10 protein-coding genes are annotated in these 14,146 nt (G+C 70.7%); 2 read left to right on the plus strand and 8 right to left on the minus strand.

Features of this window, described 5'->3' with window-relative positions:
- Nucleotides 1-196: 196 nt before the first annotated feature.
- Nucleotides 197-2,914 carry a family 78 glycoside hydrolase catalytic domain gene (locus tag CGL27_RS46320; RefSeq protein ID WP_205587859.1) on the plus strand — a complete coding sequence of 906 codons (2,718 nt, stop codon included), beginning with the start codon at nucleotides 197-199 and terminating at the stop codon, nucleotides 2,912-2,914.
- Nucleotides 2,915-3,337: 423 nt separating this feature from the next.
- Here CGL27_RS46320 and CGL27_RS46325 read toward each other — a convergent pair whose 3' ends face one another.
- From CGL27_RS46325 to CGL27_RS46355, 7 genes are all read right to left on the minus strand, one after another.
- A complete protein-coding gene (locus CGL27_RS46325; RefSeq protein WP_119993726.1) occupies nucleotides 3,338-4,282 on the minus strand; it encodes an NADP-dependent oxidoreductase in 945 nt (314 codons plus the stop codon).
- Complete coding sequence (locus CGL27_RS46330; protein ID WP_119993728.1) at nucleotides 4,279-5,148, minus strand: ATP-binding cassette domain-containing protein; 870 nt, start codon at nucleotides 5,146-5,148, stop codon at nucleotides 4,279-4,281. Before CGL27_RS46330 ends, CGL27_RS46325 begins: the two co-directional genes overlap by 4 nt.
- The gene (locus CGL27_RS46335; protein ID WP_119993730.1) at nucleotides 5,145-6,941 is read right to left on the minus strand and encodes a dipeptide/oligopeptide/nickel ABC transporter permease/ATP-binding protein; all 1,797 of its coding nucleotides are present in this window, start codon (nucleotides 6,939-6,941) and stop codon (nucleotides 5,145-5,147) included. The genes CGL27_RS46330 and CGL27_RS46335 overlap by 4 nt, the downstream gene beginning before the upstream one ends.
- Nucleotides 6,938-7,879 carry an ABC transporter permease gene (locus CGL27_RS46340; RefSeq protein WP_078646169.1) on the minus strand — a complete coding sequence of 314 codons (942 nt, stop codon included), beginning with the start codon at nucleotides 7,877-7,879 and terminating at the stop codon, nucleotides 6,938-6,940. The genes CGL27_RS46335 and CGL27_RS46340 overlap by 4 nt, the downstream gene beginning before the upstream one ends.
- An 82-nt stretch (nucleotides 7,880-7,961) precedes the next feature.
- Nucleotides 7,962-9,470 carry an ABC transporter substrate-binding protein gene (locus CGL27_RS46345; protein WP_119993732.1) on the minus strand — a complete coding sequence of 503 codons (1,509 nt, stop codon included), beginning with the start codon at nucleotides 9,468-9,470 and terminating at the stop codon, nucleotides 7,962-7,964.
- Between the two features lie 28 nt (nucleotides 9,471-9,498).
- Nucleotides 9,499-10,386, minus strand: a complete 888-nt coding sequence (locus CGL27_RS46350) for a sugar phosphate isomerase/epimerase (protein ID WP_119993734.1) — start codon at nucleotides 10,384-10,386, stop codon at nucleotides 9,499-9,501.
- 44 nt (nucleotides 10,387-10,430) lie between these two features.
- The gene (locus CGL27_RS46355) at nucleotides 10,431-11,534 is read right to left on the minus strand and encodes a Gfo/Idh/MocA family oxidoreductase (protein WP_119993736.1); all 1,104 of its coding nucleotides are present in this window, start codon (nucleotides 11,532-11,534) and stop codon (nucleotides 10,431-10,433) included.
- Between the two features lie 498 nt (nucleotides 11,535-12,032).
- On the opposite strand from CGL27_RS46355, the gene CGL27_RS46360 reads away from it, so the two are divergent.
- Entirely contained in the window at nucleotides 12,033-13,250 is a 1,218-nt protein-coding gene (locus CGL27_RS46360) for an ROK family protein (RefSeq protein ID WP_078646173.1), read from the plus strand.
- Nucleotides 13,251-13,309: 59 nt separating this feature from the next.
- Here the strand turns inward: CGL27_RS46360 and CGL27_RS46365 are convergent, their stop codons facing one another.
- Complete coding sequence (locus CGL27_RS46365) at nucleotides 13,310-14,122, minus strand: IclR family transcriptional regulator (protein ID WP_119993738.1); 813 nt, start codon at nucleotides 14,120-14,122, stop codon at nucleotides 13,310-13,312.
- Nucleotides 14,123-14,146: the final 24 nt, after the last annotated feature.

The following is a 14,146-nucleotide window of genomic DNA, read 5'->3' on the forward strand; positions in this document are numbered from 1 at the left end:
ACCCGACGATGGGACCCTCACGGATCCTCCGTCGCCACACCGTCACCGCCACCGCCTCGTCCGCCTCGTCCGGAGTCGGGCGCGCGGTGGGCCACTAGCCGCGCGTTGCCGGCGCTGCTATAACCAAGGGCGTCTTGAATCGTTTTACTCCCTGGCGGTGGCAATCGGGCGATGCCCATGGCGAGAGGTGCTCGACGTGCTCCGACGCAGCGGTTCCGCACCGGCCCAAGGCGTTCTCGCACTCCTTGGCGCCGCCGTGCTCCTGGCCACGGCGCTGGTCACCGGCAACCCGGCTGCCGCCGTGGACAGCGGACTCCATGTCCGTGGCGCCACCGTCGATGGCCGGGCCGATCCGCTCGGAGTCGACGCCGCTCGCCCTCTGCTGGGATGGAAGCTGGACACCGAGTCGCGCAACGTCGTGCAGTCGGCCTACCGGATCCTGGTCTCCACGTCCGCCGAGCAGTTGGCGCACAACCACGGCAACGTCTGGGACAGCGGCAGACGGCACTCCGACGAGTCCGTGGGGGTGCCCTACGGCGGTCGGCGGCTCGCGCCCCGCACCCGCTACTACTGGAAGGTTCGCGTCTGGGACGGTCAGGGCAGGGCGTCGACGTGGAGTGCCCCCTCCTCGTGGGAGACGGCGCTGCGCGCCCCCGAGGACTGGGCGGGTGCGCGATGGATTGGCCCGTCTGATCCGAAGGCCGGGGCTCCTCTGCTGCGCAAGGAGTTCTCCCTGGACAAGAAGGTGGCCGGTGCGCGTGTTTACGTGGCCGGTCTCGGCTTCCACGAGCTGCGCCTCAACGGTGCGAAGGTCGGCGACCGTGTCCTCGCACCGGCGAACACGCCCTACGACCGGCGGGTGCTGTACGACACGTACGACGTGACCAAGGAACTGCGCAAGGGCGGCAACACCGTGGGGCTGTGGCTGGGCCACGGCTACGGGGAGAACTTCAGCCGGTACGGCTTCCGTTGGAACGGCCAGCGGCAGGCGGTCATGCTGCTCGACGTCACCTTCACCGACGGTACTCGGCGTCGCCTCACCACCGACCCGTCCTGGACGTGGTCCATCGGGCCGATCACCGCGGACGACCTGTACGACGGTGAGTCCTACGACGCCCGGAAGGAACAGGACGGCTGGGACGAGCCGGGCTTCGACGACCGTTCCTGGGACAGCGTGTCGATGGTCGACGCGCCGCGGGGCTCACCGCGGTCCGACACCATGCCGCCGCTGCGAGTGACGGACACCCTGAGGCCGCGGAAGGTGACCGAGATCCGACCGGGCACCTACGTCTACGACTTCGGGCAGAACATCGCCGGCTGGGCGCACCTGAGTGCCAAGGGCGAGACCGGTACGCGGATCACCATGCGTACGGCCGAGGAGCTCAACGCCGACGGCACGCTGGACACCGCCACCAATCGGGACGCCGCGGCGACCGACACCTTCACCCTCGCGGGGACGGGCCGCCGCGAGACCTATGAACCGCGCTTCACCTATCACGGCTTCCGCTACCTGGAGGTCGCCGGATCTCCCGGGACGGCGGACCTCGGGGACGTGCGCGCACGCGTCGTCCACGTGGATGTGGCTTCCACCGGCGCCTTCACCTCCTCCAGCGAGGATCTCAACCGCATCTGGAAGAACAACCGCTGGAGCATTCTCAACAACTCCATGAGCACGCCCACCGATACGCCGGTGCGCGACGAGCGCACCCCTCCCGCGATGGACGTCCAGGCCTACCGGGACGCGGCGACGCGCGAATTCGGCATGGATGGCTTCTACGCGAAGTATCTGCAGGACCTGCCGCCGGGCACCGCGCTGCCTTCCGACGACGTCAAGGCGCAGTACCCCGACATGGCAGGCGGTCAGGTCACTCTGGCCTGGACGCTGTACGAGCAGTACCGCGACCGGGACGTGCTGGAGACGGCCTATCCGGACATGAAGCGGTTCGTGGACCGCAATGCCACCGAGGTCCCCGGCCTCATCTGGCCCGCGGACAAGGGCTTCGGCGACTGGTGCCCGCCCGATCACGGGCCGCAGGCCAACGACGGCATGGGCAGCCCCACCGCCGGGGACTGCACCAGCGAGGTCTCCCTGGTCAACACCGCCCTCTCCTACCAGCAGGCTCGGGCCGCGGCCAAGGCCGCGGGAGTCCTCGGGCACCGGCGGGACGCGCGCCACTTCGAGTCCCTGGCAGGCCGCATCAAGAACGCGTTCAACGCGCACTTCCTCAACGAAGCCGGTGACACGTACGGCAGCGGACGCCAGGTGACCAGCATCCTCCCGCTGGCGTTCGGGCTGGTGCCCGCCGGCAAGGTCGCCGATGTCGGCGACCAGCTCGCCCGGACCATCGTCGAGCACGACGCCCGGCACCTGGACACCGGCATCTTCGGCACCCGCTACCTGGTCGACGCGCTGGCCCGCACCGGGCGGATCGACTTGGCGATGACCATGCTCCACCAACGCACGTATCCCGGCTTCGGCTTCCAGCTCGCCAAGGGGGCCACCACCACCTGGGAACAGTGGCTCTACCGCTCCTCGATGGAAACCCACGACCACGCGATGTTCGCCGGTATCAACACCTCGCTGTACACCGTTCTTTCGGGGATCCGGCCCACCGAGCCCGGGTACCGTACGATCGCGGTCGAGCCACGGATCCCCGGCTCCCTCGACCGGGTGTCCGCCTCACAGGAGACCGTGCGTGGTCGTGTCGCCGCCGGGTGGAAGAAGACGGGGGACACCCTGCGACTGACCGTCACCATCCCGGCCAACAGCCGCGCGGTGGTGCGGGTGCCTCTGACGCACCAGGATGACCGGGTCCAGGCCCCGACCGACGTGCGGAAGATCCGGGCGACCGGCGAAGCGGTCTCGTACCGGGTCGGCTCCGGAACGTGGACGTTCACCGTTCACGCCCGGTGACGAAATGATCAACCAGCTCATTTGACCCGGTCGTTGCGTGCCAGGAAGCGGAAGGTGTTCCCCGTCGCGGGCCACGTCGTATGCCTCGGCCGCCCAGTACGGGGGTGCGGAGCCGTAGCGCTTCCGGTAGGCGGTGGCGAAGGCGCGGACGGGGGCGGCCGACGGGTCGATGTACGGGGGCGAAGATCTGCCAGCCGTCGGCGACGGTGCCCGTGGCGGTCAGGAAGCCCCCTTGAAATCACCGGCTCACGATGCGTCCGCCGTGATGCTGAGCGGCAACCGGCGTGACATGACAGCCGGTTACCGATCACGTACCCCACCCGTCACCCACCCGGCAGAGACCTGGCGCCGTGTCCGCCCCGGCGGATCCCGTCAGAACGCCTATGAGCCGCGGCGACGCATTCCGCGCGCCGGGCGAGAACGTCATCGAGGCCCGGTCCGCATCTCCAGCACCACCTTTCCCCAGGGGTGGCCGGTCTCGACCGCCCGGAGGGCGGACGGGGCCTCGGCGAAGGGGAAGATCTCCCGGACGTGGGGACGGAGCCCACCGTCCTGGACCCGGCGGGCGAGCTCGCCGAGGGTCCGCGCCCGGTTGCCGCGGGACAGCGGCCGGGCGCCGAAGCGGGCCGCGGTGTCCGGACCGGCGACGGTAAGGACACGGCAGTCAGGGGACATCAGGGCGGAGACCGTGTCCAGGGCGTCGCCGCCCACCAGGTCCAGCACGGCGTCGGCCCCATTCGGAAGCGCGGCGGCCAGCCGGTCCGCGGTGTCATCGCTGTCGTACGGAACGGGTGTGGCACCCAGGGAGGCCACGAAATCCCGCTTCGCGCGAGACGCGGTTCCAACCACCGACACCCCCTCCGACGTGGCGAGTTGGGCCGCCGCCACTCCCACCCCGCCACCGACGCCCAGGATGAGCAGGGTCTCCCCGGCGGTCATGTCGAGCCCGCGCACGGAGTCGTACGCGGTCCCCGCCGCCACGGGGAGGGCCGCCGCATCGGTGAAGGACAGCCCCTCCGGTTTCGGGATCGTGAAGTCGGCGGTCAGGACGGCATGGGTGGCGTAGCCGCCGCAGCCGCGCGCACTGCTGCCGAACACCGCGTCCCCGACGGCGAATCCCTCCACTCCCGGGCCGAGTTCCACCACCACCCCGGCCGCCTCGCGCCCGAACACCGCCGGGAGGTCGAGCGGAAGGAACGACCGGTGCATTCCCTCGCGCACCTTCCAGTCGACCGGATTGACGCCTGCGGCGTGGACCTCGATCAGCAGTTCCCCCGGCCCGGGGGAGGGGAGCGGAAGGTCCAGGAAGCGCTCCACGTCCGGGCCGCCGTATGCCGTGAATCCGTAGGCGTCCGTCACGGTCGTCATTCCGCCCCCACGGACTTGAGGTTCCGGCGCCGCTCCCGGCGTTCCCGCTGGCGTGCCGGGTCCGGTACGGGGGCGGCGAGCATGAGCCGCCGCGTATAGGGGTCCCGCGGGTCGCTGGTCACGGCCGTGGCCTCGCCCGTCTCCACGATCCGGCCGCCGTACATCACGGCCACGCGATGGCTGACACACCGCACCACCGACAGATCGTGGGTGATGAACAGATAGGCCACGCCGGTGCGCTCCTGGATCTCCACGAACAGTTCCAGGACCCGCGCCTGGGTGGACAGGTCCAGCGCGCTGACCGGTTCGTCGCACACGATCAGCCGCGGGTCGCGGCACAGGGCCCGGGCGATCGCGACGCGCTGGCGCTGCCCGCCGGAGAACTCCCGTGGCAGCCGGTGCGCGGCGTCGGCCGGCAGCCGCACCTGGTCGAGCAGCCCGCGGACCCGCTCCTCGGCCGCGGCGCGAGAGGTGCCCGAGACCAGCAGGGGCTCGGCGAGGATGTCGCCCACGGTCATCGCCGGGTTCAGCGAGGTGTAGGGGTCCTGGAAGACGACCTGGATCTCGGCGCTGAGCGCACGCCGCTCGCGCGCGCTCAGCCGTGAGATCACCTGGCCCGCATAGCGGATCTCGCCCTCGGCCACCGGGGCGAGTCCGAGCACCGCACGCCCGAGCGTCGTCTTGCCCGAGCCGGATTCGCCGACCAGCCCCACCGTCTCACCGGGCCGGATGTCCAGGGAGACGCCGTGCAGGGCCCGGAACGGCTGCCCGCGCCGGCTCTTGGCGGCGTACTCCACCACCACGCCGTCGACTTCGAGCATGTTGCCCGGCACCGGTGCCGGTGTATGTGTCGCTGTCGTACTCATACCGTCTCCTGGAGGGGGCCGCTCGTCGCGGGAGTTCGCAGGGGGGCGCGGGGCGGGGCGTCCTCCAGCGTCGAGTCCAGCAGCATGCGGGTGTACTCGTGCCGCGGCTCGGCGAACAGCTTCTCGGCCGGGGCGGTCTCGACGACCTGGCCGGTGCGCATGACGACCACGCGGTCGCAGATGTCCGCGACCACCCCGAAGTTGTGCGTCACCAGGATCAGCCCCATCTCCCGCTCCCGCTGCAACTCCCTCAGCAGGTCCAGGACTTCGGCCTGGACGGTGACATCCAGCGCCGTGGTGGGCTCGTCCGCGATCAGCAGTTCGGGGTCGCAGGAGACGGCGCCCGCGATGAGGACCCGCTGGGCCATGCCGCCGGAGATCTGGTGCGGATAGGCGTGGTAGACGCGCTCCGGCTCGGCGATGCCGACCCGCTCCAGCAGGGCCAGGGCCTTCTCCCGCGCCTCCCGCGCGGTCAGCTTCAGATGCGCCCGCATCGGGTCGGTGAGCTGGGTGCCGATGCGGAAGGCCGGATCGAGGTTGGACATCGGCTCCTGGGGGACGTAGGCGATGCGGCAGCCCCGCAGCGCGTTCCGCTCCTTGCGGCCGAGCCCCCGCAGATCGCGGCCGTCGAAGCTGAGCCGGTCGGCCTCGCTCCGGCCTTCCGGGGGCAGCAGCCCGAGGATGGCGAATGCCGTCTGACTCTTGCCGGAGCCCGACTCGCCCACCAGACCGACCACCTCACCGCGGCGCACGGTGAGCGACACCCCGTCCACCACGGTGCGCTCGCCGTCGCGAGTGGCGTAGGTGACCCGCAGGTCCTCGACGGCGAGGAGGCTGTCGTCGTCGGCCGGACCGGGGGTGCTCGCCGGAGCCGCCGCGGGAAGCGGGCGCCGCCGGGCCGCCGGGCCGGGCGTGTCCAGGAGCGCGTCGCGCAGGGCGTTGGCGAGCAGGCCGAGCGTCGCCACGGTGATCACGATCGCCAGGCCCGGGGCCACCAGCAAGGTGGGCTTGGTGTACAGGTTGGCGAACGCCTCGTTGAGCATCGCGCCCCAGCTGGCCTGCCCGGCCGAGCCGAGGCCGAGGAATTCGATGCCCGCCTGGATGACGACGGCCACGCCGAACATCTGCGCCGACTGGATGATGGTGGGTGCCTGCACCACCGGCAGGATGTGCCGCCGCACGATACGGGTGTCGCCGAGTCCGCTGACGCGGGCGGCGTCGACGTACAGCTCCTCGCGCACCGAGGTGACGGAGGCCCGCACGAGGCGGAAGACGCCGGGGGCGAGGATGAGGCCGAGTACCGCCATCGTCGAGTTGGTGTCGGGGCCGATCGCGGCGATGGAGACCAGCAGCACCATGATGGCGGGCGCGGCCATGACGAGACTCGCCACCCAGCTCACGACGGCGTCGAGCCGGCCCCGGTAGTAGCCGGCGAGCAGCCCGGCCGGAACACCGATCAGCAGGGCGACCGCCACGGCGATGAACCCGCCCAGCAGGCTGACCCGGCCGCCGTGGAGCAGCCGCGCGAGCACATCCCGTCCGACGCTGTCGGCGCCGAGGAGGTGACCGCCGCCGGGCGGGGCGAAGGCGTCGTCCAGGGTGGAGCGGGTGGGACTGGCCGAGGTGAGCAGGGGCGCGAACACACTGGCCGCGACGATGAGGGCCAGCAGGACCAGGCACACCACCGCCACCCGGTTGTGCAGCAGACGTCTCAGCGGACGGCCGCGTCGGCGGGCGGTGCCCGGGGCGGAGTCGGGTGTGCCGCGGGTGTCGCGGCGTGTGGATTGCGTCATCGGACACGAACCTTCGGATTGAGCCAGCCGTAGGCGAGGTCCACCAGCAGGTTGACCGCCACGACGATGAGGACGAGGTAGACCACGACGCCCATGACCAGCGGCGTGTCGCCGTTGACGGTCGCCGTCACCGCGGCGGAGCCCACTCCGGGAAGTCCGAAGACCTTCTCGATGACGACGGCGCCGCCGACCAGGGAGATGAACTGCAGGGAGAGCACGGTCAGCGCCGGGGGCGCCGCGTTGCGCAGCACGTGCCGGAAGAGCACCCGCCGCTCGCTCATCCCCCGGCTGCGCAGGGTGCGCACGAAGTCCTGGCGCAGTACGTCGATGACCGAGCCGCGCACCTGCTGGGCGGTGGCGGCGATGGCGCCGATGGCGAGTGAGACGGCGGGGAGGGTGATGGACTGGAGCCAGCCGGAGGGGGAGTCGGCCAGCGGTACGTATCCGGTCGCCGGGAGCCAGCGCAGTTGGACGGCGAGGGTGGCGGAGAGCATCAGCGCCATCAGGAAGCTCGGTACCGCGTAGCCGACGATCGCGGTCGCCTGCACCACACGGTCGAGCCATCCGCGCCGTACGGCGGCGGCGACACCGAGCACCACACTGAGGACGGTGGCCAGCAGGAGTCCGCCCACCACGATGGACAGGGACACCGGTGCCTTGAGCACCAGGCTTTCGGAGACGGAGTCACCGCCGAACCAGGAGGTCCCGAAGTCGCCCCGGACCGCGTGGGCCAGCCACTGTCCGTACTGCGCGATCCACGGCCGGTCCAGGCCCAACTCGTGTTCTTTCGCGGCGATTTGTGCGGGCGTCGCCATATTGCCGGCGATGTTGCGCGCGGCGTCGGTCCCGGTGAGGCTCATCATCGCGAACGCCGTCGTCGCGAGCACATAGAGGAGCACCAGGCCGGCTGCGACGCGGCGCACGAGAAAGGTCAGCATCGCGTTCTTTCCTTCTGCGTCGGCGGATGCGGGAGCTGTCGCGGACGGGGCGGGGCGGTGTGCGGTCCGCTCCGCCGTCGCGTCAGCCGGCGGGAGCCATGTCGTAGATCGGTACCGCCGAGACGAACGCCCGGGGCGTCACCTTGATCTTCTTGGAGTTGCCCTGGACGGCGTCCAGCACATCCCAGGGCGCGTTGAAGGCGTGGTCCTGCAGATAGGCGTTGATCTCGCGGAACGTGGCGGTCTGCGCCGCGCCCCGGGCCTTCTGCGCCTTGTCGATCATGGAGTTGAGCTTGGGGTCGAAGTCCTTGGCGGGGTTCCAGGCGGCGCCCTTGGCCAGCTCGGACTGGATGAAGTCCCAGGGCTGGCCGGACTGCAGCTTGAACCACGACATCGCGTACTGGCCGGATTGGAGGGCCGTGAACAGCCGGGTGAACGGGATCTTGTCCACCTTGACCTTGATGCCGATGTCCTCCAGGGCCTGCGTCATGACCACCTGCTGGCCCGGCGCGACGGAGGAGACATCGGGCATGGTGACGGTGAAACCGTCCGGATAGCCCGCCTCGGCGAGCAGTTTCCTGGCCTTGGCCGGGTCGTAGGCGTAGTTGCTCTCGAGGGATGTGTCGTACCAGGTGCTGCCGGCGGTCGCCATCTGCGAGGTGGCCGTGGCGTAGCCGAGGTTGAGCTTCTTGACGATCGACTCCCGGTCGAAGGCGTAGTTCAGTGCCTGGCGCACCTTCACCTTGCCCAGGGCCGGCACGATCCTCCCGGTGCGGTCCCAGATGTACAGGCCCTCGACGCTGTCGGCGTGTCCCTGCACCGCAAGACCCCGGCTCTTGGCGTGCTGAGCGGTCTGCGGGGTGATCCGGGCCCAGTCGACCTGCCCGCCGAGCAGGGCGTTGAGGCGCGCGGTGGGGTCGCTGATGTTCTTGATGACGATCTTGTCGAAGGGGTATGCCTTCCTGTTCCAGTAGTCCGGGTTGCGGGTGAAGGCATACGTGCTGCCGTTGGTCGTGGCGCCCTTGTCCAGGACGTAGGGGCCCGAGCCGACCGGACCGCCCTTCGCCGCCAGGTCCTTGGGACTGGCGATCATTCCTGAGGGGTCGCCGAGGTTCACCACGAGCTGGGGGTCGGGCGCCGACAGGTGAATGGCCACGGTCCGGGGGTCCACGGCCGCCACCGAGTCGATGGCGCGCAGTTTGCCGGCGGCCTCATTGGTGCCTTCCCTGTTGTGGAGCAGGCTCTTCCGCACCGCGGTCGCGTCCAGCGCCGTACCGTCGGTGAACCGCACGTCCTTCCTGAGCTTCATGGTCAGCACGGTGCGGGCGCTGTCGTAGGACCAGGAGGTCGCCAGGTTCGGCCGGGGACGGGCCTTGGAGTCCAGCCGGACCAGCGAGTCGAAGACGGGCTCGTAGTACTGGATGTTGTCGCCCAGGGCCGCGGACGCCAGGTCCCAGCCGGTGTGGGCGTTGCCGATGGACAGCGTCAGCGTGTCGTCTCCGGTGGTGGACGCCGTGGTGCCGGCGCCACCGCCGCACGCCGGCACGGCCACGAGGGCGAGGGCCGCCCCTGCCATGACCATTCTTCGCATGTCGTCCTTCTGTTCTCGGGTGCCGCGCTCAGTGCTGTCGCTTGGCCCACTCGCCGCAGAGCCGGACGCTCTCCTCGGGGGTGGCCTGGGCGCCGCGGTCGACCTCGATCACCAGCCAGCCGTCGAAGGCGGCGGGCAGCGCGGCCAGGGTGGCGGGGATGTCGACCGAGGCGTGGCCGGGCTCGGCCCACAGACCGGCCAGCACGGTCTGCTGGTAGGTCCATGCCTCGGCGCGGCCTCGTTCGGCGATGTCGGCGTGGAAGTCCTTGATGTGCAGGGCGGCGACCCGGTCGGCGTAGTCGCGGATGAGGCCGATGACATCGGCACCGGCCCAGCCGAGGTGGCCGATGTCCGGGCCGAAGGAGAGGACGTCCGCGTCCACGCCGCCGAGGATGAAGCGGGTCTCCTCCTCGGTCTCCGCCCAGGTGCCGATGTGCGGGTGGAACGCGGCGGCGACGCCGTTGGCCTTGGTGGTCTCGCCCATGCGGGCGAACACCTCGCGCACCCGCTCCAGCCGCTCGGGAGTCGCCTCGGCGCCCACGGCCGGGCGGTGCACTCGGGGGGCCTGCTTGTTCATCCCGGTGGCCACGAAGACGGTGGACAGGCCCAGTTCGGCCATCTGGGTGCTGACGCGGTCGGTCTTGTCGAGCAGTTCGCGCAGGCTGCTCTCGTCCTCGGGGAGGGGGCCCGAGATATAGCCCGGGGCGGGCGCCAGGCCGTGCTCGCCGAGCAGCCGGCCGTATTCGGTGGCGGACATCTCGGCGGGCACGTCCGCATGGACGGCGCCGATACCGGCCTCGCGGATGACCTTGAGACGCTCGGGCAGGGCCGGTGCCAGAGCGGGGTCGATCCAGCCGTCTTCGGTGGCGATCCACTGCAGGGGGTTGATCGCGATCCGGTCGTGGCGCATGGTCATGCGGGTCCTTTCTCGGGGTTCGGGTGTGGTGGGGCGGGCGGGTGTCAGACGGTGAAGAGGGCCTGGGGGCGCTCACATGAACTGGTCAGCGTCACGGACCGGCCCCGCTGGGCGGAGCCCTCCAACGAGCAGAGCGCCTCGAGGACATGGAAGGCGAACGCGGCGTTGGCGCGGTGCGGCCCGCCCTCGACGGCGTCGGCGAGGTCGCGGACGCCGAGCCCGCGGCGGGCCTGCTCGCGGGTTCCGACGGCGCCGAAGAGTTCCAGGGCCGGTTCCAGGACGGTCCATTCACCGTCACCGTGCCGCCGGACCCGCACATCACCGTCGAAGTGGTTCGGGTTGGCCAGCGACAGGGTGCCCTCGCTGCCGTAGATCTCGATGTACGGCAGGTCGCTGTCCCAGACGTCGAAACTCATCTGGGTCGTGGCGATGGCGCCGGAGGCGAAGGTGAGCACGGCGCCGGTGTGGGTGGGGATGGTGACGTCGATGGTGTCGACGGTCCGTCCGGGTGCGGTGACCGTGCGCTGGGGCACGCCTATGCGGCCGGCCGCGGAGATGGTGGAGACGGGGCCGAGGCAGTTGACGAGGATGGCCACGTAGTACGGACCCATGTCCATCACGGGGCCGCCTCCCGGCTGGAACAGGAAGGCCGGGTTGGGGTGCCAGGTCTCGGCCTTGCTGTGCCCGATGAAGGCGGTGGCGCCGATGGGCGTGCCGATCGAGCCCGAGTCGATCGCCTTGCGCGCGGTCTGAGCGGCGCTGCCGAGGAAGGTGTCCGGCGCCGATCCGAGGACGCGCCTGGTGCGGGCGGCCGCCGCGAGGACGGCTTCGCCGTCGGTGACCGTGGTGGCCAACGGCTTCTCGACATAGACGTGTTTGCCCGCTTCCAGGGCCATGATGACGGTGCGGGCGTGATGGACCGGCGGCGTCAGGTTGATGACGATGTCCACCGAGTCGTCGGCGTACAGCTCCGAGTCGTCACCCCAGGCCGGGATGGCATGGTCGGCGGCCGCCCGCTTCGCTCGTGCCACATCGACGTCGCCCACCCGCACGATCTCCAGCTCCGGGTAGCGGGCGAGGCCGGTCACATACCGGCCGAAGATGTTGCCGCTGCCCAGGATGCCGATGCGATGGGTCTGTTTGGCCATGGCCGGGGTTCCTCTCCCAGGGAGTGATGCGTGGAGTGTTCAGGTATGCGAGTGATCGACACTTTTATGTGGAGTGTCGGTGTCTCGCCGGGTTGGCGAGTATTCAAGGGCCCCGGCGGGGCCGGGACGAGATGAACAGTCCGCTCAGTGGAACGCGGGCCGATGTGTTTTCCGCGGTGCTCCACGTGTGTTGTGGCGGGTCACACTTGAGAAAAAGGCAGGCCAGGGCGGTGTGCGCGGGTCGCGTACGGCCGCGGCGCGGGTGCCACGGCGGCGGGCCGCGCCTCGTGGAGCGGTCCACCGCCGTTGACTTCGGGAACTGGGGTTGCTAGAGGACGGCCCTCTTCTGACGGTTGAGTGGGGCGTGTTCGTCTCGCCCAACACCTTCGTTTAGTTCGGTTACCTCGAACAAGAGGCAGTTGTTAATTTTTCTTGCAAACTAATAACGACTTAAAGGAAGGCTGGTCGCCGGTGATCCACGACGGCTAGGTTGAGGAAATGCGTGAAGATGACGGTCGTTCCGCCGACCGGGCACTGCTGCCCGCGGTCCCCGTCGGACTGCGCAGAGTGCTGGACCTCGTGGTGGCCGGTGAGGCGACGAACCGTGCCGAGATCGCGCGGCGCAGTGGTCTGGCCCGCTCCACCGTCGGCCAGCAGGTGGACCAACTCCTCGGCCGCGACATCCTGCAGGAGCTGGAGTCCGGCGAATCGGTGCGCGGGCGGCCCCCGCGGCTGCTGACGCTGAGCCCGCGGGCGGGAACCATCGCCGTCGCCGACGTCGACAACCTGGAGACGCGGATCGCGGTGGCCGATCTCGGCGGACGCATCCTCGCGCGGGACACGGTGCTCGTGCGGATCGACGCGGGGCCGGAAACGGTCCTGGAGCTGGTGTGCGACCGGCTGTTCGCGCTGCTGGAGCGGTCCGGGTGCGATCCGGACCGGGTCCGCCAGGTGGTGATGGGGCTGCCCGCCCCGGTGGACCCGTGGCGTGGCTCCCCGCTCAGGCCCAACGGCATGCCCGGCTGGGACGGCTTCCCGGTCGCCGAACGGCTGCGGACCCGGTTCCGCGCCCCCGCCCAGGTCGACAACGACGCGAACCTCATGGCCCTCGGTGAGGCCGTGCACGCCCGGGCCGAAACCCCGGTGCTCTGCCTCAAGATCGCCACCGGGATCGGAGCGGGGCTCGCCACCGCGGAGGGCCGGATCTACCGCGGCGCGGACGGCGCGGCCGGCGATGTCGGCCACATCCGGTCCCTCGGCGGCGGCACCGCCCTGTGCACCTGCGGAAATGTCGGCTGTGTGCGCGCCGTCGCCTCGCACCGCGCCGTACTGCGGAACCTGGGCATCCCCGAGTCCACCGAGGAGGACCCGCTGCACGGGGTCCACGAGCTCGCGGAGCGCGTCGCGAACAACGACCCGCCCGCCGTCCGGGCCCTGCGCCAGGCGGCCACCGAGATCGGCGAACTCGCCGCCATGCTCGTCTACATGTTCAACCCCCGCACCCTCGTGCTCGGCGGGCCGCTCAGCGAACTGCGCGACGACCTGCTCTCCGGGGTGCGGGCCGTGGTGTACCAGCGCGCCCTGCCGCTGGCCACGCGGAAGCTGACGATCACTACGACGCAGCTCGGCGCCGCCTCGGCCCTGCACGGTGCGGTGGCCCTCGCCACCGGGGACGTCTTCAGCGAACGGGGGATAGCCCGGCTGCTCGTCGACTGAGGGCTACGGGCTTGGGGCCACGGACCGAGGGCCACGGCCCGAGGACTGCGAACTGGGGGCTACGGCTCGGTGCGGTATGCCTCGATCACCGAGAGACGAGTCGTGACGGCCTCCGATGCGGTCCGCAGCGCCGCGAGCGTACGGGGCACGTTCTGGCGTGCCGTGGGGGCGACGACCGACAGCGCGCCCAGGTAGGCGCCGTCCCGCGGCCCGCGCACGGGCACGGCCACGGCGGAATAGCCGAGCCGGTGTTCCTCGCAGTCGGTGGCGTAGCCCTGCTCCTGGATACGGACGAGTTCCCCCGGGAGCCGGTCGGCGGTGAGGGTGCGGGCGGTCATCCGGCGCATATGCGGGGCCAGTCGCGCCAGCGGGTACTGCTCGGGCAGCAGGGCCAGGGTGAGTTTTCCCGGGGCCGTGCTGTGCAGTTGGAGCAGCCGTCCGCCGATCGAGGCACCGGCCCGGTTGCGGTGGCGGCCCGCGTTGTCGATGCACAGCAGGTCGCTGCCGTTCGGCACGGACAGGCTCACCGGGCTGTCGAGGTCCTGCGCGAGGTTCTCCAGGGCCGGCCGTGCGGCGTGCCGCAGGGTGCGCTGCCGGGGCGCGCGCAGCCCGATCGCGTACAGCAGCAGGCCGAGCCGGTAGTCCGAGCCGTCCCGCTCCAGCATTTCGCAGGCGACGAGGTCCTGGCACAGCCGGTGCACCGTGGCCTTGGCGACCCCGGTGCGCGCCGTCAGCTCCGTGAGGCTGAGGGCGAGGTCGCCGTCGCCGAAGGCGGACAGGATGAGCCCGACCTTGCCGAGGACGGACCTGGGGGACCGCCCGTCCGGCCCGGCTTCCTCGCCGTTGCCACGAGGTACCGCTGCAGTCGTCACGACATGCCCTCCTCGCCCGCTGGT

It is taken from the genome of Streptomyces sp. 11-1-2 (assembly GCF_003595545.1).
Classification (GTDB): Bacteria; Actinomycetota; Actinomycetes; order Streptomycetales; family Streptomycetaceae; genus Streptomyces; species Streptomyces hygroscopicus_B.

Coding starts and splice junctions, on each gene's coding strand:
- CGL27_RS46325 (WP_119993726.1), bottom strand. CDS start 4,282: ATGACGACCGTGACGGACGCCTACGGATTCACGGCATACGGCGGCCCG.
- CGL27_RS46330 (WP_119993728.1), bottom strand. CDS start 5,148: ATGAGTACGACAGCGACACATACACCGGCACCGGTGCCGGGCAACATG.
- CGL27_RS46335 (WP_119993730.1), bottom strand. CDS start 6,941: ATGACGCAATCCACACGCCGCGACACCCGCGGCACACCCGACTCCGCC.
- CGL27_RS46340 (WP_078646169.1), bottom strand. CDS start 7,879: ATGCTGACCTTTCTCGTGCGCCGCGTCGCAGCCGGCCTGGTGCTCCTC.
- CGL27_RS46345 (WP_119993732.1), bottom strand. CDS start 9,470: ATGCGAAGAATGGTCATGGCAGGGGCGGCCCTCGCCCTCGTGGCCGTG.
- CGL27_RS46350 (WP_119993734.1), bottom strand. CDS start 10,386: ATGACCATGCGCCACGACCGGATCGCGATCAACCCCCTGCAGTGGATC.
- CGL27_RS46355 (WP_119993736.1), bottom strand. CDS start 11,534: ATGGCCAAACAGACCCATCGCATCGGCATCCTGGGCAGCGGCAACATC.
- CGL27_RS46360 (WP_078646173.1), top strand. CDS start 12,033: ATGCGTGAAGATGACGGTCGTTCCGCCGACCGGGCACTGCTGCCCGCG.